This is a genomic window from Cetobacterium somerae ATCC BAA-474, assembly GCF_000479045.1.
In the GTDB taxonomy this organism is placed as follows: domain Bacteria; phylum Fusobacteriota; class Fusobacteriia; order Fusobacteriales; family Fusobacteriaceae; genus Cetobacterium_A; species Cetobacterium_A somerae.
The window spans coordinates 1-23,789 of the sequence record NZ_KI518222.1 but is presented as its reverse complement, the minus strand read 5'-3'; the positions used below and the strand labels follow the sequence as shown (position 1 = coordinate 23,789).

The 23,789-nt window shown below is 30.2% G+C and carries 19 protein-coding genes and 1 riboswitch; of the genes, 3 read left to right on the top strand and 16 right to left on the bottom strand.

Translation table 11 applies throughout. The features are described from left to right. Nucleotides 1-75: 75 nt before the first annotated feature. The 10 genes from metK to ylxM all read right to left on the bottom strand — a co-directional run bounded on the left by metK (nucleotide 76) and on the right by ylxM (nucleotide 14,331). Nucleotides 76-1,230, bottom strand: coding sequence for a methionine adenosyltransferase (gene metK / locus HMPREF0202_RS14195; RefSeq protein ID WP_023051412.1), 1,155 nt, complete (start codon nucleotides 1,228-1,230; stop codon nucleotides 76-78). A gap of 81 nt (nucleotides 1,231-1,311) precedes the next feature. Beyond that, nucleotides 1,312-1,399: riboswitch (SAM riboswitch) on the bottom strand. 54 nt (nucleotides 1,400-1,453) lie between these two features. Next, on the bottom strand, nucleotides 1,454-3,529 hold the full coding sequence (gene glyS, locus HMPREF0202_RS14190) for a glycine--tRNA ligase subunit beta (protein ID WP_023051411.1): 2,076 nt from the start codon (nucleotides 3,527-3,529) through the stop codon (nucleotides 1,454-1,456). Between the two features lie 25 nt (nucleotides 3,530-3,554). Beyond that, complete coding sequence (glyQ, locus tag HMPREF0202_RS14185; RefSeq protein ID WP_023051410.1) at nucleotides 3,555-4,427, bottom strand: glycine--tRNA ligase subunit alpha; 873 nt, start codon at nucleotides 4,425-4,427, stop codon at nucleotides 3,555-3,557. Between the two features lie 11 nt (nucleotides 4,428-4,438). Then, complete coding sequence (gene lspA, locus HMPREF0202_RS14180) at nucleotides 4,439-4,897, bottom strand: signal peptidase II (protein WP_023051409.1); 459 nt, start codon at nucleotides 4,895-4,897, stop codon at nucleotides 4,439-4,441. 19 nt (nucleotides 4,898-4,916) lie between these two features. Further along, nucleotides 4,917-7,712 carry an isoleucine--tRNA ligase gene (gene ileS, locus HMPREF0202_RS14175; protein ID WP_023051408.1) on the bottom strand — a complete coding sequence of 932 codons (2,796 nt, stop codon included), beginning with the start codon at nucleotides 7,710-7,712 and terminating at the stop codon, nucleotides 4,917-4,919. Beyond that, nucleotides 7,712-10,051 (bottom strand): sensor histidine kinase, encoded by a 2,340-nt coding sequence (locus HMPREF0202_RS14170; RefSeq protein ID WP_023051407.1) that lies wholly within the window; start codon nucleotides 10,049-10,051, stop codon nucleotides 7,712-7,714. Before HMPREF0202_RS14170 ends, ileS begins: the two co-directional genes overlap by 1 nt. Nucleotides 10,052-10,054: 3 nt before the next feature. Further along, nucleotides 10,055-12,220 (bottom strand): Tex family protein, encoded by a 2,166-nt coding sequence (locus HMPREF0202_RS14165; RefSeq protein WP_023051406.1) that lies wholly within the window; start codon nucleotides 12,218-12,220, stop codon nucleotides 10,055-10,057. Nucleotides 12,221-12,334: 114 nt separating this feature from the next. Continuing rightward, nucleotides 12,335-12,598: a 30S ribosomal protein S16 gene (gene rpsP / locus HMPREF0202_RS14160; protein WP_023051405.1), complete on the bottom strand. Its 264-nt coding sequence runs from the start codon at nucleotides 12,596-12,598 to the stop codon at nucleotides 12,335-12,337. A 66-nt stretch (nucleotides 12,599-12,664) separates the two neighbouring features. Next, entirely contained in the window at nucleotides 12,665-14,008 is a 1,344-nt protein-coding gene (gene ffh / locus HMPREF0202_RS14155) for a signal recognition particle protein (protein ID WP_023051404.1), read from the bottom strand. Between the two features lie 11 nt (nucleotides 14,009-14,019). After that, nucleotides 14,020-14,331 (bottom strand): YlxM family DNA-binding protein, encoded by a 312-nt coding sequence (gene ylxM, locus HMPREF0202_RS14150; RefSeq protein WP_023051403.1) that lies wholly within the window; start codon nucleotides 14,329-14,331, stop codon nucleotides 14,020-14,022. Between the two features lie 129 nt (nucleotides 14,332-14,460). On the opposite strand from ylxM, the gene folE reads away from it, so the two are divergent. Genes folE through folP form a run of 3 tightly spaced genes read left to right on the top strand, consistent with a single transcriptional unit; the run spans nucleotide 14,461 to nucleotide 16,686 of the window. Continuing rightward, nucleotides 14,461-15,015 (top strand): GTP cyclohydrolase I FolE, encoded by a 555-nt coding sequence (gene folE / locus HMPREF0202_RS14145; RefSeq protein WP_023051402.1) that lies wholly within the window; start codon nucleotides 14,461-14,463, stop codon nucleotides 15,013-15,015. A 12-nt stretch (nucleotides 15,016-15,027) separates the two neighbouring features. Continuing rightward, a complete protein-coding gene (gene folK / locus HMPREF0202_RS14140; RefSeq protein ID WP_023051401.1) occupies nucleotides 15,028-15,849 on the top strand; it encodes a 2-amino-4-hydroxy-6-hydroxymethyldihydropteridine diphosphokinase in 822 nt (273 codons plus the stop codon). A 9-nt stretch (nucleotides 15,850-15,858) separates the two neighbouring features. Beyond that, the gene (folP, locus tag HMPREF0202_RS14135; RefSeq protein ID WP_023051400.1) at nucleotides 15,859-16,686 is read left to right on the top strand and encodes a dihydropteroate synthase; all 828 of its coding nucleotides are present in this window, start codon (nucleotides 15,859-15,861) and stop codon (nucleotides 16,684-16,686) included. 36 nt (nucleotides 16,687-16,722) lie between these two features. On the opposite strand, the gene HMPREF0202_RS14130 is transcribed toward folP, so the two are convergent. The 6 genes from HMPREF0202_RS14130 to HMPREF0202_RS14105 form a co-directional block, all read right to left on the bottom strand. After that, nucleotides 16,723-18,192, bottom strand: coding sequence for a uridine kinase family protein (locus tag HMPREF0202_RS14130; RefSeq protein ID WP_023051399.1), 1,470 nt, complete (start codon nucleotides 18,190-18,192; stop codon nucleotides 16,723-16,725). A gap of 63 nt (nucleotides 18,193-18,255) precedes the next feature. Then, nucleotides 18,256-19,230 carry an ABC transporter ATP-binding protein gene (locus HMPREF0202_RS14125; protein ID WP_023051398.1) on the bottom strand — a complete coding sequence of 325 codons (975 nt, stop codon included), beginning with the start codon at nucleotides 19,228-19,230 and terminating at the stop codon, nucleotides 18,256-18,258. Then, a complete protein-coding gene (locus tag HMPREF0202_RS14120) occupies nucleotides 19,220-20,221 on the bottom strand; it encodes an ABC transporter ATP-binding protein (RefSeq protein ID WP_023051397.1) in 1,002 nt (333 codons plus the stop codon). The genes HMPREF0202_RS14125 and HMPREF0202_RS14120 overlap by 11 nt, the downstream gene beginning before the upstream one ends. A gap of 23 nt (nucleotides 20,222-20,244) precedes the next feature. Beyond that, nucleotides 20,245-21,117, bottom strand: a complete 873-nt coding sequence (gene nikC, locus HMPREF0202_RS14115; RefSeq protein ID WP_040407721.1) for a nickel transporter permease — start codon at nucleotides 21,115-21,117, stop codon at nucleotides 20,245-20,247. Nucleotides 21,118-21,140: 23 nt separating this feature from the next. Beyond that, nucleotides 21,141-22,067 (bottom strand): nickel ABC transporter permease, encoded by a 927-nt coding sequence (gene nikB, locus HMPREF0202_RS14110; RefSeq protein WP_023051395.1) that lies wholly within the window; start codon nucleotides 22,065-22,067, stop codon nucleotides 21,141-21,143. A gap of 72 nt (nucleotides 22,068-22,139) precedes the next feature. After that, nucleotides 22,140-23,642 (bottom strand): glutathione ABC transporter substrate-binding protein, encoded by a 1,503-nt coding sequence (locus tag HMPREF0202_RS14105; protein ID WP_040407714.1) that lies wholly within the window; start codon nucleotides 23,640-23,642, stop codon nucleotides 22,140-22,142. Nucleotides 23,643-23,789: the final 147 nt, after the last annotated feature.

Sequence of the window (23,789 nt, the reverse complement as noted above, 5' to 3'; positions counted from 1 at the left end):
CTCCTTTTCTTTTTTTATAGCTTAACACTAAAATAAAAAAAAGGGAAGTACATTCTTCCCTTTTTTCGTATAGTATTATCTGTTTAAATATTTTTTTAACTCTTCAGCTTTATTTACTCTTTCCCAAGGTAAATCTAAATCTGTTCTTCCAATGTGTCCAAAAGCTGCTAAATCTTGATAATTAAAGTTTCCACTTCTTAACTCTAAATCTCTTTCAATTCCTCTTGGTGTTAAATCAAATATATTTTGAACAGCTTCAGCTAATTTAATTTCATCTACTTTTCCTGTTTCAAACGTTTCCACTTTTACAGATGTTGGCTCAACTACTCCAATAGCATATGATAATTGAACTTCACATTTATCAGCTAAGTCTGCTGCAACAATATTTTTTGCTACCCATCTAGCTGCATATGCAGCTGATCTATCAACCTTTGAAGGATCCTTTCCAGAGAAAGCTCCTCCTCCATGTCTGAAAAACCCACCATAAGTATCAACAATTATTTTTCTTCCAGTTAATCCTGTATCTCCATGTGGTCCTCCAATTACGAATCTTCCAGTTGGATTTATATGATAATTTTTTACTTCTTCTGCATTTAAGTTATATGCTTCTAAAACTGGCTTTATTACTAGCTCTTTTACATCTTTATGAATTTGCTCTTGAGTTACATCTGGATTATGTTGAACTGAAACTACAACAGTATCTACTCCTACAACTTTTCCATTCTCATCATAAGCTAATGTAACTTGAGACTTTGCATCTGGTCTTGCCCAAACTAACTCTTTTGATCTTGTTAATCTAGTCAATTTTACAATTATTTCTCTTGCTAAAACTAATGCTAATGGCATTAACTCCGGTGTTTCTTTTACAGCTCCACCAAACATTATTCCTTGATCTCCTGCTCCTCCTACATCTACACCCATAGCTATATCAGGAGATTGAGAATGAATTGCATTTAAAACTCCGCAATCTGAATCAAATCCCATTCCTTGTTTATATCCAATTTCATCTATTTTATTTCTAACTATATCTTGTATATCAATATAAGTTGTTGTTGTTATCTCTCCTCCTACAACAACTTGTCCTGTTGTACAGAAAACCTCACAAGCTACTCTTGCTGCTGGATCATTTTTAATACATGCGTCTAATACTGCATCTGATATTTGATCTGCTATTTTATCTGGATGTCCTGGTGATACACACTCCGAAGTAAAGTAAGTTAAATTTTTCATTGTTTCCTCCTAAATATTAATCAAAAGAGATAAAAAAAGCCTTTTATCTCTCCAGAAAGATAAAAGGCTTTATGCTCTTATAAGTCATCTTTCTGGAATTAGCACCACACCTCTAAGGTAGGTTGCTGAAACGTCATAGGGCCAGTCCCTCAGTCTCTCTTGATGATTTTGTTTTTTTTGTAACTAAATTATATATTATTTGTATTATTTAGTCAATATTTTTTTATTTTTTCTCTTCAATTAATGTTAAATTAACCATTTTATTAAAGATTGTAGCTATATAATTAAGCTGTGATAATCTATTATTTTTTATAACCTCATCTTTGTCCATTACCATTATAGATTCAAAGTATCTATTGATAATATCTTCAGTTGATAAAAGTACATTTAAGTATCCTATATAATTTTTAGCAACTAACATCTCTTTTGCATCTCTTGCAACTTCTTGAGATTTATCAAATAGTTCTTTCTCTATCTCTTCTTTTAAAAGATTAGGATCTACCATAACTCCCTCAAATCCTTTAGAGATATTTCCAACTCTTTTCATTAATGAAACTAAGTTATTAAAGCTATCCATTTTTGTAAATTCATCAACTGCTTTTATTCTTAATAAAGTATCAACTAAGTTATCAAAACTCTTATCTACAACTGCAGATACAATATCCTTTGAATATCCCATTTCTGTAAATACATTTAATGCTCTTTGCTTAAAGAACTCCATTACTTCATTTAAAACTTCAGCTTTATCTCTTTTTAATACTCCTGCAGCAGCAAGTGTGTCTAAAGCTCTTTCCACTAAAGCCTTTAAAGAAATATTTAAATTTGAATCTAAAACAATATTTACAATACCTAAAGCTGCTCTTCTTAAAGCAAATGGATCCTTAGAACCACTTGGAATTATTCCAACACCAAAACATCCACAAAGAGTGTCTATTCTATCAGATATTCCTGCTATAATTCCTTCTACACCTTTTGGTAAAAGATCTCCTTGATATCTTGGGTAATAGTGTTCTTCAATTCCCTTTGCTACTAACTCAGACTCTCCTGATTTTAGTGCATAGTCTGCTCCCATAAATCCTTGAAGTTTTGTAAACTCTTTTTCTCCAATCATGTTAGAAACTAAATCAGCTTTTGCTAGTAAAATTGTTCTATCAATAGTTTCTTTTCTAGTTTCCATTCCTGTAGCTTCTATTAAATAATCTGCTATTTTTTGAGATCTTTCAATTTTGTTATATATAGTTCCTAAATCTTTTTGGAATACAACTTGTTTTAATTTCTCCACATTTTCTACTAGAGGCTTCTTTAAATCTTCGTGGTAGAAGAATCTTGCATCAGCAAGTCTCGCAGATAAAACCTTCTCATTTCCTTTTCTAACTTGTTCAGAATCTTCAATACCATTTCTAATTACAACAAATTTAGGTAAAAGTTTTCCTTCTAAATCTAAAATAGGAAAATATCTTTGGTGAACTTGCATAGATATAATTAAAACATCTTGGGGAACTTCTAAGAAATCAGAATTAAATGTTCCAACTATTGGATATGGATATTCAACTAAGTTTGCAACCTCTTTTAATAAATCTTCATCTACTAAAACTTGCTCATTAGAATCCTCACATTTTTCTTTTATAAGTTTCTTAATTAAGTTCTTTCTCTCTTCAACATCTATAATTACATTATTTTCTTTTATTTTTTCAAAATATTCATCAATAGTAGAAACCTCAAAATTACTTCCAAAGAATCTGTGCCCTCTAGATGCTCTTCCACTTTTTATTCCTTCTATTTCAAAATTTACTATTTCTCCATCTACTAAAGCTAAGAACCATTGAATTGGTCTAGCAAACTTTAATTTTTTCATTCCCCACTTCATTGATTTAGGGAAGTTTATCTCTAGTACCAATTCTTTTAAAAGATCAGAAAGTAGAGCTTTTGTACATTCACCTTTTAAAAACTTTCTAACTGCTATATACTCCCCTTTAGGAGTTTCTATGATTTCTAAATCTGTAGCTTCTACGCCTTGAGATTTAGCAAATCCTAATCCTGCTCTTGAAATTTCTCCATTTTCACCAAAAGCAACTTGCTTTGCAGGTCCCATATTTAAGATATCTAAGTTTTCTTGAGTTTCTGCCAATCCCTCTACTAAAACAACCAGTCTTCTTGGTGTTCCAAAAGTTTTTATTTCATCAAATTTTATTCTTTTTTCATTTAACTTACCTTCTAAGTTCTCTTTCATCTCTTTTAGAGTTTGAACAAGGAATCTTGCAGGTAACTCTTCCATTCCTATTTCAAAAAGTAATCTCACTTTCTATTCCTCCTCTTTTTTCCTTTTACTTTTTTTTCAGTAAAGGGTATCCTAGTTCTTTTCTATTTTGTACAAATACTTCTGCACATCTCTTAGCTAGGTTTCTAACTCTTAAAATATAAGCCATTCTCTCTGTTGTAGAGATTGCTCCTCTTGAGTCTAGAACGTTGAATGTGTGAGAACATTTTAAAACATAGTCATATGCTGGCATTACTAAATTTTCGTTTAATGCTCTATCAGCTTCTTTTTCATAATCATCAAACCATCTAAAGTGGCTTTCTAAATCTGCTACTTCAAATGAGTATTTTGAATTTTCATACTCGTACTGATATCTCATATCTCCATATTTAATTCCTGGTGCCCACTCTAAATCATACACATTTTCTTTATTTTGAATATATAATGCTAATCTTTCTAATCCGTATGTTATTTCAACAGGAACAACTTCTAACTCCAATCCTCCAACTTGTTGGAAATATGTAAACTGAGTTACTTCCATTCCATCTAGCCATACTTCCCATCCTAATCCCCATGCTCCTAATGTTGGTGACTCCCAGTCATCTTCAACAAAACGAATATCATGCTTTAAAGGATCGATTCCTAAAACTTTTAGTGATTCTAAATAAAGCTCTTGAATGTTGTCTGGTGATGGTTTCATTATAACTTGAAATTGGTGGTGTTGATAAACTCTATTTGGATTTTCTCCATATCTACCATCCTTTGGTCTTCTTGATGGTTCAACATATGCTACATTCCATGGCTCTGGTCCTAAAGACATTAAAAATGTATTCGGATTAAATGTTCCAGCTCCTGTTTCTATATCGTATGGATTTCCAATGATACACCCTTTTGAACTCCAATACTGCTGAAGAGCAAATATCATCTCTTGAAATGTCATTTCACTTCCTCCTAATCTTTCTTTTTCCTTTTACTATCTAGTAAGCTATCTACTATTATTAAAATAACCCCTATATTTATCCAAACATCAGCTAGATTAAATACAAATACCCATATACCTCTAAAGTCAATCATATCAATGACAAATCCTCTATAGATTCTATCAATAATATTTCCTATTGCTCCACCTAAAATAAATGAATACCCTAACTTCTCAATAACTGAAAATTTATTTCTATTTTTAAAAAAGTAAAAACCTAATCCAAATATCACTACAATTGTTAAAATAGAGATTATATCAAGTTTTCCTTGAAACATTCCAAAGGCTATTCCTCTATTTTTTACATAAGTTAGATGGAAAAACTCTCCCAGAATTGGGAAAGTTTCTCCTTCTACTAACCAAGTATCTATTTCATATTTGGATATTTGATCTAAGAATACTAATAAAAATATTATCCCTATATATAACACAGCTCACCTCTTTGAATAATTAATCAACTAGTGCTGATGTACATCTTGGACATACTGTTGGATGCTCTGGATTAGTTCCTAACTCTGTCGAGTATTTCCAACATCTTTCACACTTCTCTCCATCTGCGTGCTCAACTTTTACAAATAAAGCTTCTTGCTCCTCACCTTTTACAAATGAATCATCTTTTTCATTAGCAATTACTAATTGAGAAACGATAAATACCTCTTCTAAAATCTCTTTATTATCTTCTAAGAATTTTGCTAACTCTGTATTATCTGCACTTAAAATAACTTTTGCATCTAAAGAGTTTCCTATTATCTTATTTTCACCTTGTCTTGCTAACTCTAATGTTTTATTAACATCTTTTCTTAACTTTACAATCTCTTCCCACTTTGTATCTAATTCATCATTTAAGTATTGATCATTATTTACATACCAATCAGTTAATAATACTGACTCTGAATCCTTTAATGATTCTGGTAAAGTTTCCCAAATCTCTTCAGCTGTAAATGATAATATAGGTGCTACCATTTTAGTTAATGTTACTAAAACTTCTGACATTACTGTTTGTGCTGCTCTTCTTTCTTTAGAATCAGCTTTTTCAGCATATAATCTATCTTTGATTATATCTAAATAGAATGCTGACATATCAATTCCTGAGAAATAATGAATTTCTTGGAATAAGTTATAGAACTCATATTTTTCATATGATTCTGTTACTACCCTTTTTAATCTTTCTAATTTATTTAATGCCCACTTATCAATTTCCATTAAGTCCTCATAAGCTACTGCATCTGTTAACGGATTAAAATCTGCTGAGTTTCCTAATATATATCTAGCTGTATTTCTTACTCTTCTATAAGCTTCTGCCATTTGTTTTAAAATATTATCAGATATTTTTACATCTTCTCTATAATCAACTGATGCACACCATAATCTTAGTATATCTGCTCCATAAACTTTAATTATATCTTGAGGAGCCACAACATTTCCTACTGATTTTGACATTTTCTTACCTTCTCCGTCATTTACAAATCCGTGAGTTAATAACATTTTAAATGGTGCATCTCCTGTTGATCCAACTGATGTTAATAGTGATGTTTGGAACCATCCTCTATGTTGATCTGATCCTTCTAAATATAAGTCAGCTGGTCTATGTAATCCCTCTCTAGTCTCTAGAACTGATCTATGAGATACTCCTGAGTCAAACCAAACGTCCATTATATTTGTTTCTTTTCTTAATTCTAATCCTTTTAGATTATACTTAACTAATAGATCTTCTCCAATTAATTCCTCAGCCGAATATTTTACCCAAGCTGCTGACCCTTCTTTTTTAACAAGTTCAATAACTCTATCTAAAATTTCTCTTTCGAATATCTCTTTTCCTGTTGCTTCATTATAGAATACAGGAATTGGTACTCCCCATGTTCTTTGTCTTGAGATACACCAGTCAGGTCTTGTCTCTAACATAGAACCTATTCTATTTCTTCCCCACTCTGGAACAAATTTAACATCATCTAAAGCTCTTAATGCCTTTTCTCTTAAATCTGAACCTTCACATCTTATAAACCATTGCTCAGTTGCTCTAAATATTACTGGAGTTTTTGATCTCCAGTCATGAGGATAAGAGTGCTCAAACTCTTTATAGCTTAATAAGTGCCCTGTTTCTGTTAAGTGCTCTGCTATAACTTTATTTGCTTTTTTATAGAATAATCCAGCAAATTGTCCAGCTTCCTCTGTTAATACTCCTTTATTATTAATTGGAGAAATGATTGGTAATCCGTATCTAACTCCTACAACATAGTCATCTTGACCATGTCCTGGTGCAGTATGTACAACTCCTGTTCCTGCTTCAGCAGTTACATGTGTTCCTAGTACCACTTTTCCTGTTCTATCTAAGAATGGATGTTTATATGTTAAGTTCTCTAAGTCAGCTCCAACAAACTCTTTTACTAGCTCCATCTCTTTTATTCCCATGTCGCTAAATGCCTTATCTGCTAAAACTTTTGCTAAAATTAGATTTCCTTTTTCTGTTTTATATATTCCGTACTCAAACTCTCCATTTAAAGCAATTCCTGTATTTGCAGGTAAAGTCCATGGAGTAGTTGTCCAGATAACTAGATATAATGGTTCTGTCATATCTAACTTATCCATAATCTCTTTGTTAGCTTCCATTTTTACATAAATAGATGGAGAAACATGATTTTTATACTCAATTTCAGCTTCTGCTAAAGCTGTTTCTGTTACTGGTGACCAGTAAATTGGCTTTAACCCTTTAAAAATATATCCATTTTCATAAAGCTCACCAAATACTTCTAATTGCTTTGCTTCATACTCAGGATTTAAAGTTAAGTATGGCTTATCCCACTCTCCTAAAACTCCTAATCTTTGGAATCCTTCTTTTTGAATTTCTACCCATTTTTTAGCATACTCTGTACACTTCTCTCTGATTTCAAGAGGTGACATTTCTTTCATTTTTGCACCTAATTCCTCACTTACCTTTAATTCTATCGGTAATCCATGAGTATCCCATCCTGGAACGTAAGGCACTGTGTATCCAGATAATCTTTTATACTTTAAAATTATATCTTTTAATATTTTATTTAAAGCATGACCTATATGGATTCCACCGTTTGCGTACGGAGGTCCATCGTGAAGTATAAATGTTTTACTTCCCTTTTGTAATCCCTTTTCATAAATTTTTTCATCTTCCCACTTTTTTAAGATGTTTGGTTCCTTCGTTGGTAAGTTTGCCCTCATTTGGAAACTTGTTTTCGGAAGGTTCAACGTTTTCCCGTAATCTTTTTCTTCCATTAGACTTCCTCCTTATATGCATTTAAAGTTATTTTTACTTCAGTACTATTCCCCTCTTCTGAAAAATGTTTTATTACTCCACCATGGTCTTTTATCACCTTATGGACGAAAAACAATCCTAACCCTAAGGTTTGAGGAGAATAACTTATAAATGGTTCGTAAATATCTTCCAATTGTTTAGATGATATTCCAATACCATTATCAATAATTTTCAACTCTATTTTTTCATTAATTTTTCTTTTAGAAAGAATTATATCTATTCTTCTATTATTTTGTTTATCTAAGAGAGCATTACAAGCATTATCTATAAGCTCTTTTATTACTTTTTTTAATTTTCTTCTACTACCTAAGACACTTCCACTTGTAGCATTAAAAAATGAAATCGAAATATTTTCACTTTTAAATTTTTGGCTATAGTCTGCTATTGTCTCATTTATTATTTTATCTAAACTAACTCGCTCATATTTATCTTCAATTTCTTCAGAATAAATTTTTAATGATTCATTATCCTCTTTAATTCTTGCTAAATACGGCTTAATAGTTGTTAATTCCTCTATTATCTTTTCTCCAGGATTTTCTGAGTCAACACATTTCAATAACTTTTCAACAACTTCTCCTCTTAACTTTAAAAATCTTGTAGCTAACTTTTCTATTGTTAGAACTCTTTCACTTTCTAAAGTATCTAAAATTGTTTCTTTGTTATTTATTCCTATAGAAAAATTCATCGAAAGTAGATTTAATAACTCTAACTCTTCCTGATTAATTCTAATATCCTTTGCGTAATTATCTACTACTACTACACCTGAAAATTTTCCAGCTCCATGAATTGGAAAAATAAAGAAGTTTTTTAATCCGATAGCTTTTAAAACATCATTTCCTAAATCATATTTATATCCAGCATCATTTTTATAGATTATCTTTTGTTCTTTAAATGATTTTGCTAATAAATTATCATTATTTATAGGAACTTTTGTAAATAAAACTAGCTCTTTTAAATTTTTCAATTGAAATTTAAAACCTTTTTTACTTTCCTCTTTTAAACTACGATTTATAGCAACTTCTTCTCCGATTAAATAATCATTTTCTCTACTGTATCTAAAATACATTGCTCTACTATAACCAAGCCCAACTTCTGAAGTAAATCCTGAAACAAGTTTTTTTATAGTTTTAAATGTATCTTGTTCTATATTCATACCCATTAAAAGTTTATCAATAGCTTCAATTCTTTCAATATTTCTAACTAACTCTTTATTTTGAATAGTTAAATCTTCTTGGGCAATATTTAATTTCTCAACCATCTCTTTAAAAGATATTGATAGTGTCCTAATCTCACCTTGACCAATAACTTTTATATCATCAACCTTTTCACCCTTTGAAATTTCATCGGCTAAATCAGCTATTTGTGTAAGAGGCATCAATAATTTTCTAAATACTTTACTTGATACTGTAGAACTTATAATCATTATTAAAAGAACTAAAATACCTATATAAATAGATGTCATAAGCTTTTCTTCAGTTAATCTTTCTTTTGATAATGAAAGTATAAAACTTCCTAAATAACTATCATTATAACCTATTAAATTATAAATTCCAACATAATATGATAATCCATTGATTTTTTTATTCAAATAATAGTTTTTATAATCTTTTTTTAAGATTTCTTTATATGTTCTATTTGAAAAGAAAAACTTAGCTTGAAGTTCATCTTTATCTGGACTATTAGTTACAAAATATACTCTATCTTTTGAACTTAATTCCAATCCATCTGTTAAAGAAGTTAAAAAATCTCTATTTATAGGAATTGAAACTACTAAATAATATGTTGTTGTTTCATTTCCATATGGAATAACGACTCTCGCATAAATTTTATTATCAACTTGAGCTAAATAATATCCAGTCTCTTCAAACTCCTTTTTACTAGATGTTTCAAGCAATATATGTATATTATCTTCATTTAGTGTCCCTAAATTCCCCTTATTTCCATACTCCCCCAATAGCTCTCCTTCTGAGGAGATAATAGTTATTACAGAGTTATAATAATTTCTAAAATCTTCTTTTAACAAATTATATTTTAGCATCTCTGCTATTTGTTGATTCCCTTCACTAATTCTATATTTTCCAATCTCTTTATAGACATCATTTCTAATCTCTCCAAAATAAGATTTATAATTTCCCATAAGAAGGTTCATCTTATTTTTAGTAGTGTCTTCGATTCTTTGTTCCATATCTTGGAATGAAGTTAATATTACAACTATTGCGATTAAAATTGATGTCAAAAATATTGCTATATCATTATAAAAAATTATTTTTATTAACAAGGAATCTTTTCTTATTTTCATCCTTTAAAGCCCCTTTTTAGTTAAGCCTACTCTTTCCCTCTCTCTATCTATATCTTTTATTTTAACCTTTATTATTTGACCAACTGAAAGAACTTTACTTGGGTCATCTATAAATTTATCCGATATTTCTGAGATGTGAAGTAATGCATCATTTTTTAATCCTATATCTATAAAAGCACCAAACTTAATTACATTTCTTACTGTACCCTCTAACTCCATACCTGGCTGAAGATTATCTATATTTAATATATCTGATTTTAATAGTGGTTTTTGAATACTATCTCTTGGGTCTCTTCTTTCTTTAACCAGTGCTTCGTATATATCTTTTACTGTTTCATATCCATAACTATTTTTCTGAGCAAATGTTTTATAGTCAAATCCTTCTAAAACTTCTTTAGCTTTAACTAAATCTTCTCCATACTCTTTTAAAGAGAGATTAACAGATGATAATATTTCTTCAGCAATTTTATAAGACTCAGGGTGGATTATTGTATTATCTAAAGTATTTTCACCGTCAAGAATAATTAAGAAACCAGCCATTTGCTCGTAAGCTTTAGCTCCTAAGCCTTTAACTTTTAATAACTCTTTTCTATTCTTAAAGTTCCCATTCTCTTTTCTATAATCTACTATATTTTTTGCAACACTTTTCTTAATTCCAGAAACATATGAAAGTAGTGCCCAAGAAGCTGTATTTACATTTACTCCAACATTATTTACCACTAACTCTATAACTTCTGTAAGAGATTGGTCTAACCTTTTTTGATTAACATCATGTTGGTACATACCTACTCCAATAGATTTTGGATCAATCTTAACTAACTCTGCTAGAGGATCTTGAATTCTTCTTCCAATTGAAATAGCTCCTCTAACTGTTACATCTAAATCAGGAAATTCTTCAACTGCTATTTTAGAAGCTGAATAAATTGATGCTCCTGCCTCGTTTCCAATTAGGTATTTCACATCACTATCTACAGTTTTTAAAACTTTAGCTACAAAACTTTCTGTCTCTCTTGAAGCAGTTCCATTTCCAATAACAATTATGTCTATGTTATATTTTTTTATGAAATCCTTCATTTTTCTTTCAGCATCTTTTAACTGATTCTCATGATGCATTTCTTTTACTAAATAAAATACTGTATTTTCTCTAAAAAATCCATTTTTATCTATAACTGCCACTTTACATCCTGTTCTATAACCAGGATCCAAAGCTAAGATATTTTTTTCATGAAGTGGAGGTTGCATTAAAAGATTTTTTAAATTTTCTTTAAATACTACAATAGCCTCATCTTCTGCTTTTTCTGTTAGAATATTTCTAACTTCTCTTTCAATAGAAGGTAAAATCAATCTATCTAAAGCATCAACTACAATTTCTTTGTGTAAAAAGTTTAACTCTTTATTTTTAAAATCTTTTAATAAGTATCTTTCTACACTTTCTCTATCTTTTTCTTCAAAATTTAAAGAAACTGTTAATACTCCCTCATTTTCTCCTCTATTTAAAGCTAAAATTCTATGAGATAAAGCTTTTTTTACAGGTTCAGTATATTCATAATAATCTTTATATATCTGTTTTGTATCAAGCTCTTCTGCTTTTTTACTTTTCTTGGCAACTATAATAGCTTTTTTTAGCATATCTTCTCTTAATCTCTCTCTATACTCTAATGTCTCCGAAAGATTTTGAGCTACAATTAATTTTGCTCCTTCAATAGCTTTTTCTACACTTTCTACCTCTTCATTTATGAATGCTAAACTTTCTTTCTCAAGTTCATCTAAAGTTTTTAATTGGTAGATTTTTTCAGCTAAAGGTTCTAATCCTTGTTCTTTTGCTACGTCTGCTTTTGTTTTTCTTTTTTTCTTATAAGGAAAATATAAATCTTCTACCATCTGAAGTTTTTCAGCTAAAAGTATTTGATTTTTTAACTCATCTGTTAACTTTCCTTGTTCTTCGATTAATCTAATAACCTCTTCTTTTCTTATTTCTAAGTTTCTTAAGTAAGTTATTAATTCTGATATTTTTAAAATATTTGTTTCATCTAAATTCTCAGTAACTTCTTTTCTATATCTTGCTATAAATGGTACTGTTGATCCTTCATCTAAAAGTTTTATCGTGTTTGCAACTTGTTCAACTTTTAATCCCATTTCTTTTGCAATTCTATTAAAGAGTGTATCCATTAATCCATCTCCTTTTCATAGTTGAATTTACCTTGTATTATACCACATTTTAATAATCAATGTCTAACACAAACAGAAAAAAAGGTGCCTTTACAGGCACCTAAATTCTTAGAATTAGTTTTTCTTTGCAGCTTCGAACTTTGCCCAAACTCCAGCTTTGTCTAATAATGACTTAACTGTTCTTGTAGGTTGTGCTCCGTTCATAAGGAATTTTACAATCTCCTCTTCTTTAAGAGTTACTTTTCCTTCTTCTAATGGATAGTAGTTTCCTAAGTAAGCTACTGCTTTTCCATCTCTTCTTGATAAAGCTTCCATTGCAGCTATTCTGTATACAGGTCTCTTTTTGCTTCCCATTCTAGTTAATCTTAATTTTAACATCTAAAATCACTTCTCCTTTTATATTTCTATTTTTTTATTTTTGGTATTGCCTCTATTTTTCTCTATTTAAAATGGAAACTTCATTCCACCTTTTCTTCCACCCATTCCAGGAAGTTGTGGGAACTTTCCAGTTGAGAACATTTTCATCATTTCTCTCATTTGTTCAAATTGTTTCAGTAGCTTATTAATGTCAGCAACTTCTGTTCCACTACCTTTTGCAATTCTTAGCTTACGACTAGCTTTTAATATTTCAGGTTTTTTTCTTTCCTCTCTAGTCATTGATTGAATAATAGCCTCAACTTTTTTCATCTCTTTTTCAGCTGGTGCTAAATCTCCAATTTGTCCCATACCAGGAATCATTTTTAATATGTTTCCTAGAGAACCTAATTTTTTTATATTTTGTAATTGCTTTAAGAAATCATCTAAATCAAACTTTTGAGTTCTAATTTTCTCCTCAAGAGATTTAGCATCCTCTTCACCAATTGCTTCTTGTGCCTTTTCAACTAAAGAAACTACATCTCCCATTCCAAGAATTCTTGAAGCTAATCTTTCAGGATGAAATAACTCTAAGTCATCAATTTTTTCTCCAGTTCCTACAAATTTAATAGGTTTTCCAACTACAGATTTAACAGATAATGCTGCTCCACCTCTAGTATCTCCATCAAATTTTGTAAGTACAACTCCATCAATACTTAATGCGTTATTAAATGATTGAGCAAGATTAACTGCATCTTGTCCTATCATCGCATCAACTACTAGCAGAATTTCTTGAGGTCTCACAACTTTTTTAACCTCTTTTAACTCTTCCATTAATTTTTCATCTATATGTAATCTTCCAGCAGTATCTATAATTAGATATGTTGCTCCAGCTTCTTTTGCTTTTTCTAAACCTCTTTCACAAATTCCAACAGCATCATTACTTCCAAGTTCAAAGTAAACATCAACACCAACTTGTTGTGCTAAAACCTCTAACTGCTTCATAGCAGCAGGTCTATAAATATCTGCTCCTATTAAGTATGGCTTTTCACCTTGTTTTTTTAAGTATTTTGCTAATTTACCTGCAAAAGTTGTTTTTCCAGCACCTTGAAGTCCCGCAAGCATTACTACTGTAGGATTTTTAGCACTTTTTGTAAGTCTAGAGTTTGTACCACCTAATAACTCTACCAACTCATCATTTACTATTTTTATAAATTGCTGCCCTGGATTAATTCCAGTTAAAACTTCAGCTCCAATAGCTTTCTCTTGAATCTTTGCAACAAATTCTTTAACAACTTTGTAGTTTACATCGGCCTCTAGTAAAGACATTCTAACTTCACGTAAAGCCTCTTTTATATTACTTTCGCTTAGTTTTCCATGACCTCTTACTTTTTTCATTATGTCTTGGAATCTATTTCCTAAATTTTCTAACATGGCCACCCCTACTAAAAGTTTTTTTCGATTATTTCATCCAGTTTTTTAATTGTGAAATCTTTTTTCAGCTCTTTTAACTGTGATAGTAATTCTAAATCTCTTTTATGAAATCCTATCTTTTCTTCATAATCTCTCAAAATTTTTATTCCTCTTCTTATGTTATCATAGACAGCTTGTCTACTTACATTATACTTCTTTCCAATCTCTGTAAGAGATAGGTCTTCCTCGAAGTGCTCTAACAAATATTCTTTTTGTCTATCACTTAAAAGATTTCTATAATAGTCAAGCAGAATAGAGACTTCTAACATCTCATTCAATTCCATAATATCACCAACATATTATATCTATATTTATATTTTTTGTCAAGCATTTTTTCTTTACAAAACTTTAAGTTTTTTACCTCTACTATTCTATGATATAATTAATTTATATCAAACTTTTGAGGTGATTTAATGAATTTAAAAACACATATTAAAAATATAATTCTTGAAATAAACAACGACAATAACTTAATCTCTGATGAAGTTATTGAAAACACACCTGAACGAATTGAAACTTTTTATAAAGAGATTTTTTCAGGTCTTCTTTTAAATCCTTATGACTTTTTAAAAAGAACATTCCCAATACAAAATAATGACTTAATCATTGAAAAAAATATTTCTTTTCATTCTATGTGTGAACATCATTTTTTACCTTTTTTTGGTAAAATTTCTGTTGGCTATATTCCTAATAACAAAATTGTTGGCTTTGGAGATATTATAAAAGTTATTGAGGCTTATTGTAAAAGACCACAGTTACAAGAAAGACTTTGCGACGAAATTGCCGAAACAATCTATAAAGGACTTGAGTGTCAAGGAGTATATATTTTAATGGAAGCCGAACATATGTGCATGACTATGAGAGGAGTAAAATCTATTGGTACTAAAGTTACTACAACATCTTCAAAAGGTATTTTCAACACTAACAATAGTTTAAAAACAGAATTTTTAACTTTAGTTAAAAATTAGAGGGAGAATTTTATGGATAAAATATATATTAAAAATTTAGAATTTATAGGAAATCATGGAGTTTTTGCTGAAGAAAAATTTTTACAACAAAAATTTATTATTTCCATTGAAATGGAAACTTGTACTAGAAAAGCTGGTGTTAATGATGATTTAAATCATTCTACACACTATGGATTCGTTTCTGATGATGTGAAAAAGGTTTTCTTTTCAAAATCATTTGACTTAATTGAAGCTCTTGCTGAAGCAATCGCTAAAGAGATTCTTATAAAGTATTCTCTTATTAAAAACGTTACAGTTAAAATAAAAAAGCCTTGGGCTCCTATTAAAAAGCATTTTGATTATGTCGCAGTTGAAATTTCACGTTCTAGAAATATTTCATACCTCTCTATAGGTACAAATATTGGAGATTTAAAATTTAATTTAGATACTGCTATCTCTCACATATCAAACCTTGAAAATACTCAAGTAATTAAGGTCAGTAATTTCTTAGAAACTGAACCTTTTGGTGACATTATACAAGATAACTTTTTAAATGCTTGCCTTAAAATTGAAACTCTTTTTACTCCGGAAGAGCTTTTAGAAAAGCTTCTTGACATTGAAATTATAATGGGAAGAGTACGTGAAATAAAATGGGGGCCTAGAGTTATTGATATAGATATCTTACTTTTTAACAATCTAATTGTTGAAGAGGAAAATTTAGCTATCCCTCACCCTTGGATGTGTGAGCGTTCATTTGTTCTAGATCCATTAAATGAAATCGCTCCAAATGTTATTCATCCTTTAGAAAACAAATATATTTCAACATTAAAAAGAATACTTGATAAATCTTTATAGGAGGTTATTATGACTTTTTCATCTCAAGGTAAAACTTTTATTTTAAATAAAGAAACTCTAATTATGGGGATTTTAAATGTTACTCCTGATTCATTTTCTGATGGTGGAAAATTTAATTCTATTGATTTAGCTTTCGAACATGCCAAAATTTTAGTTGCTCAAGGAGCTCACATCATTGATATAGGTGGACAATCAACTCGACCTGGACATGAAGAGGTTGATTTAACAACTGAAATAAATAGAGTTATTCCAATTATAAAAAAAATATCAAAAGAGTTAGATTGCATTATATCTATTGATACTTATAGAGCTGAAGTTGCTGAAGCGGCAATTAAAGCTGGTGCTCATATTATCAACGATGTTTGGGGACTTCAAAAAGACAATGGCGAAATGGCTCAAATTGCTGCAAAGTATAATTGTGTTGTCATTGCTATGCATAATCAAGATTCAAAAATTTATGAAGAGGATATCATTCTTTCTATAAAAAAATTCTTTAAAAAAACTTTTGAAATTGCAGAAAAAAACGGACTTAATCCAAATAAAATTATAATCGATCCTGGAATTGGATTTGGAAAAGGTTATGATGAAAATATTGAAGTTTTAAATCGCTTAAAAGAACTTAATTTTATAGCTCCTATTTTATTAGGTGTTTCTAAAAAAGGTTTCATAGGAAAAGATTTAAATCTTAATCCTAACGATAGAGTTGAGGGAACTATTGCTGTTAATACATTGGGCATCCTCAATGGAGCAAAAATAATTCGTGTTCATAATGTCTTAGAGCATAAAAAAGCTTTATCCATTATTGATAAAATTATTTATTATTCTAAAAGTAATTAAACTTAGGAGAGCCTCATCGCTCTCCTAACAATTTATTTAGTAATTGTAAAAATAACTTCCACCTATAAACTCTTTTAATATAGATTCATCTGGTACATATCTATCTGAAATTGTTGTAAAATAACTTAATAATCTTAAAAGTTTTCTAGCTTCATCATAATGTGGACTACTCATCTTTATTTTAATTAACTCTCTCTCCACAGCTGGTTTTAAAACACCTATTTCATAAGCTAAACTTGTATCAAATATAACATCAGCATTCTCTTGATATGGAAATATATTTTTGCTTTCTCCTTTTCTAACTCTACTCCACATCTCTAAAGTTTCTTCTGCATCAAAATTTCTTGAAATACTATCTCTAACTATTCTTCTCATTTTTCTTACAATACTAGTTTTTATTCTATTATGGGCATCTATATTCAATTGAGTTAAACAACTAATATAAATTTTAAAAATGTGACTTTGAGAAATCCCTTCAATCAAACTATTATTTAAACCATGTATTCCCTCTAGAATTATAATTGTATTTTTAGATATTTTTACTATTTCCCCTTTTTCTTTTCTTTGACCACTTGTAAAGTCATACTTTGGAATCTCTACTTCTCTTTCAAGCATTAAATCTCTCAAGTTTTTATTTAAAAGTTCTATATCAAGAGCTTTTATTGTTTCAAAATCCTTTTTTCCATTTTCGTCAATAGGAATTTGATCTCTATTTACATAATAATCATCTAAAGATATCATTAATGGTCTTATTTCTGAGGCCATTAAATGTAATTTTAACCTGTTACTAAAAGTTGTTTTTCCTGATGAGCTTGGACCAGCTATCGTAACTATTTTTATCTCTCTATCCTCTAATATCTTTTCAGTTATATTAGTTATTTTTTTATCATGAAGAGTTTCATTAACTCTAATTAATTCTATTATATCTCCTTGCAAATTAATCCTATTTAAACTTCCAACACATGAGACTTCCATTATATCATTCCACTTAGAACTTTCTTTATATACTTTAGCTAATTTTCTATCATCAATCATTGGCGGAATTTGAATAACTCCATTTATCTCTTTTGGTGTTTTAAATATAAATCCCTCATCGTATGGATATATCTCAAACAAATCTACATATTCTGTATTTTCATATAATTCCTCTATAAAATAAGTTCTATAATTATCTAATTCATATACAAAAAAAGATATTATTCCTGTAGTTTCTAAAAGTTCTTTCAAATCCTCACGAATATTTTCTAAATGTTTTTCTGTTATTTCTTCTGAAGTAAATTGAATTTTTTTTATAACTTTTTTTTCTGCTACTATTTCACTCATTCTATTCTCTATTTTTTTTATCTCTTCTTCTGTAATGTAATTTTTTCCATTTATAGTTACATATACGCCATTATTCAAAGAGTTTCTAAATACTACTTGAAACGCTGGATAAATATCATTAATTGCTTTTAATAAAACTAATTTTGATGTTAAATGATATTTTCTACTTTTAAATTTTTCCATAAAATACCTCCTTTATAAAAATAACTCTAAATTAGTATTTAGTCTAATTTAGAGTTATCCTTTTTATTCTTCTATTTTTTTCTCTTCTTTTCCTATCAAATGACATGCATAAAAATGTCCAGGTGATATTTCTCTTAAAACTGGTGTTGAATTTCCACATTCAGGAATTGCCATGCTACATCTTTTCCTAAATCTACACCCTACTCCAGGATTAACTGGTGATGTTATCTCTCCCTTTAATCTCTCTCTACTCATCTTATGTTTTATACTTGGAATAGGTATTGCTGATAATAAAGCTTTTGTATATGGATGTACCGGATTTTTAAATAGCTCTTTTGCTGGAGCTTTTTCTACAAGCTCTCCTAAATACATCACCGCTATATCATCAGAAAAATGTTTTACTACAGATAAATCGTGAGTTATAAACATATAAGTTAAACCAAACTCCTCTTGTAAATCTTTCATAAGATTTAATACTTGAGCTTGAATAGAAACATCTAAGGCTGAAACTGGTTCATCACAAACTATAAATTTTGGATTTAGTGCTAATGCTCTAGCTATACCAATTCTTTGTCTTCTTCCACCATCTAGTTCATGAGGATATGTGTTTGTCAATCTTTCGCTAAGACCTACTGTTTCCATCAACTTAGCTACTTTTTCTTGTAACTCCTCTTTATTTTTACATTTTTTATGAATTATTAATGGTTCTGCTATTATTTCACTTATAGTCATTCTTGGATTTAAAGAAGCATATGGATCTTGGAAAATAATTTGCATCTCTTCTCTCAATTTAACCATTTCTGCTTTTCCGTAGTCTCTTATATTTTTACCTTCAAATATTATCTCTCCATCAGTTGCTTCAAGAAGTCTTAAAACTACTCTTCCCGTAGTCGATTTTCCACATCCTGATTCTCCTACAACTCCTAGAGTTTTTCCTCTTTCTATTGAAAAAGTAACTCCATCTACAGCATGCAAAAGTCCTTTTGGAGTGTTAAAGTATTTTTTTAAGTTTCTTACCTCTAGTATTTTATCTGCCATTTCTTCCCTCCTGTAGCTCTGGTACATTTATTACCCCTTCGTAAGCTAAACATTTTACTTTATGCCCATTTTCAATTGTTGTTCTTGGACTTCTTTTTGAACACTCCTCTTGTGCATATGGACATCTAGGATGGAATCTACATCCAGATGGTAAATCTGTAGGATCTGGCATCAATCCTTTTATAGGTTTTAATCTAGTTACATCCTCATCTAAACTAGGTATTGAATCAAATAGTCCATGTGTATATGGATGCTTCGGCTTTTCAAATATATCATATAATGTTCCTGATTCTATAATTTCTCCAGCATACATTATTGCTACTTTATCACATACTTGTGCAACTACTCCTAAATCATGAGTTATTAGTAGCATTGATGTTCTTAATTTTTCTTTTAAATCATTCATCAAATCTAAAACTTGAGCTTGGATTGTTACATCTAGAGCTGTCGTTGGTTCATCTGCAATCAATAATTTTGGATTGCATGCTAAGGCTATAGCTATTACAACTCTTTGTTTCATTCCACCAGAGAATTGATGAGGATAATCATTTAATCTATTCCCTGGGATTCCAACCAACTCTAACATTTCGCTTGCTTTTTCCATAGCATCTTTTGTGGATAATTTTTCATGAATTTGTATTACTTCTGCAATTTGATCTCCTACAGTTAATACTGGATTCAAAGATGTCATTGGATCTTGGAAAATCATACTTATCTGTCTTCCTCTTATTGCTCTCATATCTTCTTCTGAAATAGTTAATAAATTTCTTCCCTGAAAATTAATCTCACCAGATACAATTTTTCCAGGTGGATTTGGAACTAATCTCATTATTCCCAATGCTGTAGTCGTTTTTCCTGCACCTGTTTCTCCAACTAATCCTAATGTTTCTCCCTCTGCTAATTCTATCTCTAAATCTGTTACTGCCATAACTTTTTCATCATTTGCCTCATAATTTATAGATAAATTTTTTATATTTAATAGTTTTTCCATTTACGTCCATCTCCCCACTGTAATTATTGTTTTAATCTTGGATCTAATGCATCTCTTAGACCATCCCCTAAAAGATTTAAAGATAGTATTGTTATCATTATTGATACACCTGGAAATGTTGTTACCCACCATGCATATCTAAGATATTGTCTTCCTCCAGATAACATTGATCCCCATTCAGGAGCAGGGGGCTGAATTCCTAATCCAATGAAACTTAATCCCGCCGTTGATAATATAGCACCTGCAACACCTAATGTTCCTTGTACAATTACCGGGGCTAATGAATTTGGAATAATATGTCTGCATATTATTCTTGCATCATTTGCTCCAATTGCTCTTGCTGCTTCAATAAACTCTTGATCTCTTATTGATAATACTGAAGCTCTTACTATTCTAGCATATCTTGGAACAGATGATATACTTACTGCAATCATTAGATTTAAAAGATTTGGACCTAATGCTGATACAATAGCTATAGCAAGAAGTATACTAGGTACAGCTAAAAATATATCCATTATTCTCATTATTATATTATCTAATTTTCCACCATAATATCCTGCTACAGCTCCTAAGAAACCTCCAATTGCTATTGCTATACCTACTGCTAATATACCAACTTTTAAAGATACTCTAGCACCATGAACTAATCTAGCAAATATATCTCTTCCAAATTCATCAGTTCCTAACCAATGTTGTGCTGAAGGTGGTTTTAATCTCATTCTTAAATTTTGCTTAATTACAACTTGATCATAATTTGCAATTTGGTCTGCAAATATTGCAAGTAAAACTATTATCACTATTATTACTAAACCTAATAAGGCCATCTTATTTCTCTTTAAATTTTTCCATAATTCTGCCCATTGGCTTCTTTTTTTCCCCACATTTTCATTTTTCATAGTAGCCACTTTTATTCACCCCTTTATTTGTATTGCGATTTTATTCTTGGATCTACATAAGCGTATAGTATATCTACTGCTAAATTTACAACACTAAATGTAACTGCCAAGAAAATTACTGATGCTAAAACTGTTGGCGTGTCTTTTTGTCTAATGGCATCTACCATCATTCTTCCTACACCTGGCCACGAATAAACTGACTCAGTTAAAACAGCTCCACCTAAAAGTCCACCAAATTGTAGTCCTACTACTGTTATTACTGGAATTAAAGCATTTTTTAGAGCATGTTTATTTATAACAACTTTTTCTGCTACTCCTTTAGCTCTTGCTGTTCTTATATAGTCCTGTCTTATAACCTCTAACATAGAAGAACGAGTCATACGAGTAATTATGGCTGCTGATCCTACCCCTAAAGTTACAGATGGAAGTATCAAACTTTTTAATCCATCAAATCCTCCAGAAGGTAACCATCTCAAATTAACTGAGAATGTTAAAATTAACATTAATCCAAGCCAAAAAACGGGCATTGATACTCCTAATAAAGCTCCAATCATACTAACACTATCAATTAATGTATATTGTCTTGTTGCCGATATAATCCCTAGTGGGATTCCAATGCAAACAGCTATAATTATTCCTAAAACTGCTAATATCAATGTATTCGGGAATCTTGAAAAAATTTCTCCAAACACTTCTCTTCCTGTTGTATAAGATTGTCCAAAATTTCCTACTACTGCATTTTTTACAAATCTTAAATATTGAACAATAAAAGGGTCATTTAATCCCATCTCTAATCTTAATTGTGCTACAGCTTCTTTAGGAGCACTTTCTCCTAGGATCAGCTGAGCTGGATCTCCTGGTGTAAATGACATTATTGTAAATACTAAGAATGAAACTCCTAGTAATACAGGTATTAACAATAGTATTCTTTTTACTATATATTTGTACATTGTGTAGCCCCCTTTATTTGCTTTATACTAGAAAGGAAACCATTTAGGTTTCCTTTCTAAAATTTAAATATTTTACTTTGTCTTATAAGTTCCATAAACTTTATGGTGTCCTGCAGGATGCATTTTAAATCCTTGTACAGTTTTTTGTTCTCCAATATTTTGTGTTGGATAAACTAATGTTAATACCGGAACTTCCTCTTGTACTATATCTTGAATTTCATAGTAATAAGTTTTTCTCTCTTCTGGATTAACACTACTTCTTCCTTTTACTAATAATTCGTCAACTTTTGGATTTGAATAGAACGATCTATTACCTGCTCCACCTTTATTTGCAGAGTTAAATAGCGGATCTAATCCATAATCAGCATCTCCTGTTACAGAAACCCAACCTAGTATATATAAATCGTGATCTCCTCTAGCTGTTCCATCTAAAAATGCTCCCCACTCAAGAGTTTCAATTGTTACGTCAATTCCAACTTGTTTTAATTGATCTTGAGCAATAACAGCTATATCTCTTCTAATTGGATTATCATTTATCCATAACTTTAACTTTAACCCTTTATCATATCCTGCTTCTTTTAATAACTCTTTTGCTTTTTCTGGATTATACTCATATGCTTTTGCATCAGGGTTATATCCAAAAACTTTTGGTCCTATCGCTGAATTAGCTGTTTGAGCTGATCCTTGATATACTGCATCTGCTATATCTTGAGTATTTAAAGCATATGCTATTGCTTGTCTTACCTTTTTATCTTTTAAAGAATCTTTTTCCATATTAAATCCTAAATATGTTGTCGATAGAGATGGTTCTTCAATTAACTCTAGTCTTTCATTATCTCTAACCATATTTTTATCTACAGGATCAATATCAAAAGCTATATCTACCTCTCCTGTTTCTAATCCTATTGTTCTATTCGTTCCTTCAACAATACTTCTAAAGATAACCTTATCTGTTGGAGCCTTTCCTAAATAGTAATCTGGATTAACCTCTAATGTTATTCTATCTCCTGCTTGCCAATTAACAAACTTATATGGTCCTGTTCCTACAGGATGTTGTCCATAAGCTCCACCAGCTTTTTCCACGGCCTCTTTATTTAAAATTCCTGAAGCATTATGTGATAGGTGACTTAATAGTGGTCCAAAAGGAGTTGCTGTTTTTACCCTTACAGTATAGTCATCTACAACTTCTACTGAATCAACTGCTTTTATTATATGTGAAACCTGCGGTGACGCCTTCATTCTATCCAAAGAAAATTTAACATCATTTGCTGTTAATTCTTTTCCATTATGAAACTTTACACCTTTTCTTAATTTAAACTCTGTTGTTTTATCATCTACTTGACTCCAACTTTCAGCTAATCCAGGAACTATATTCATATTAGTATCCTGTTTTACTAAAGTATCATATATTTGTCCTGATACTTTTGCTGATGGCGCATCATTTGTTGCATGTATATCTAATGTTTTTGCATCTGCTCCATTAGCTATAACTAGGGTATTCTTATCAGCTCTTGCCTCTAAATTCAATCCTAAAAAAATTGCTAAAGTACTTAATAAAAGTATTTTTTTCTTCATTTTTCCCCCCTGCATTTCTATTTTATTTTTCAATAATTTAATATTGTTAATAAAATATAACCTTTTATATCGTACAAATCAAATTTATTTAATGAATACGTCCTATTTAAAAAATAAATTTTTTTTATTATTACTAAAAAAAGAAAA

What these genes read in the sequence shown, in the direction of transcription:
- HMPREF0202_RS14125 (WP_023051398.1), bottom strand. Translation starts at nt 19,230, where the DNA reads ATGGCAGATAAAATACTAGAGGTAAGAAACTTAAAAAAATACTTTAAC.
- ileS (WP_023051408.1), bottom strand. Translation starts at nt 7,712, where the DNA reads ATGGAAGAAAAAGATTACGGGAAAACGTTGAACCTTCCGAAAACAAGT.
- metK (WP_023051412.1), bottom strand. Translation starts at nt 1,230, where the DNA reads ATGAAAAATTTAACTTACTTTACTTCGGAGTGTGTATCACCAGGACAT.
- HMPREF0202_RS14105 (WP_040407714.1), bottom strand. Translation starts at nt 23,642, where the DNA reads ATGAAGAAAAAAATACTTTTATTAAGTACTTTAGCAATTTTTTTAGGA.
- rpsP (WP_023051405.1), bottom strand. Translation starts at nt 12,598, where the DNA reads ATGTTAAAATTAAGATTAACTAGAATGGGAAGCAAAAAGAGACCTGTA.
- HMPREF0202_RS14170 (WP_023051407.1), bottom strand. Translation starts at nt 10,051, where the DNA reads ATGAAAATAAGAAAAGATTCCTTGTTAATAAAAATAATTTTTTATAAT.
- folP (WP_023051400.1), top strand. Translation starts at nt 15,859, where the DNA reads ATGACTTTTTCATCTCAAGGTAAAACTTTTATTTTAAATAAAGAAACT.
- HMPREF0202_RS14165 (WP_023051406.1), bottom strand. Translation starts at nt 12,220, where the DNA reads ATGGATACACTCTTTAATAGAATTGCAAAAGAAATGGGATTAAAAGTT.
- HMPREF0202_RS14120 (WP_023051397.1), bottom strand. Translation starts at nt 20,221, where the DNA reads ATGGAAAAACTATTAAATATAAAAAATTTATCTATAAATTATGAGGCA.
- folE (WP_023051402.1), top strand. Translation starts at nt 14,461, where the DNA reads ATGAATTTAAAAACACATATTAAAAATATAATTCTTGAAATAAACAAC.
- nikB (WP_023051395.1), bottom strand. Translation starts at nt 22,067, where the DNA reads ATGTACAAATATATAGTAAAAAGAATACTATTGTTAATACCTGTATTA.
- glyQ (WP_023051410.1), bottom strand. Translation starts at nt 4,427, where the DNA reads ATGACATTTCAAGAGATGATATTTGCTCTTCAGCAGTATTGGAGTTCA.
- ylxM (WP_023051403.1), bottom strand. Translation starts at nt 14,331, where the DNA reads ATGGAATTGAATGAGATGTTAGAAGTCTCTATTCTGCTTGACTATTAT.
- ffh (WP_023051404.1), bottom strand. Translation starts at nt 14,008, where the DNA reads ATGTTAGAAAATTTAGGAAATAGATTCCAAGACATAATGAAAAAAGTA.
- nikC (WP_040407721.1), bottom strand. Translation starts at nt 21,117, where the DNA reads ATGAAAAATGAAAATGTGGGGAAAAAAAGAAGCCAATGGGCAGAATTA.
- folK (WP_023051401.1), top strand. Translation starts at nt 15,028, where the DNA reads ATGGATAAAATATATATTAAAAATTTAGAATTTATAGGAAATCATGGA.
- HMPREF0202_RS14130 (WP_023051399.1), bottom strand. Translation starts at nt 18,192, where the DNA reads ATGGAAAAATTTAAAAGTAGAAAATATCATTTAACATCAAAATTAGTT.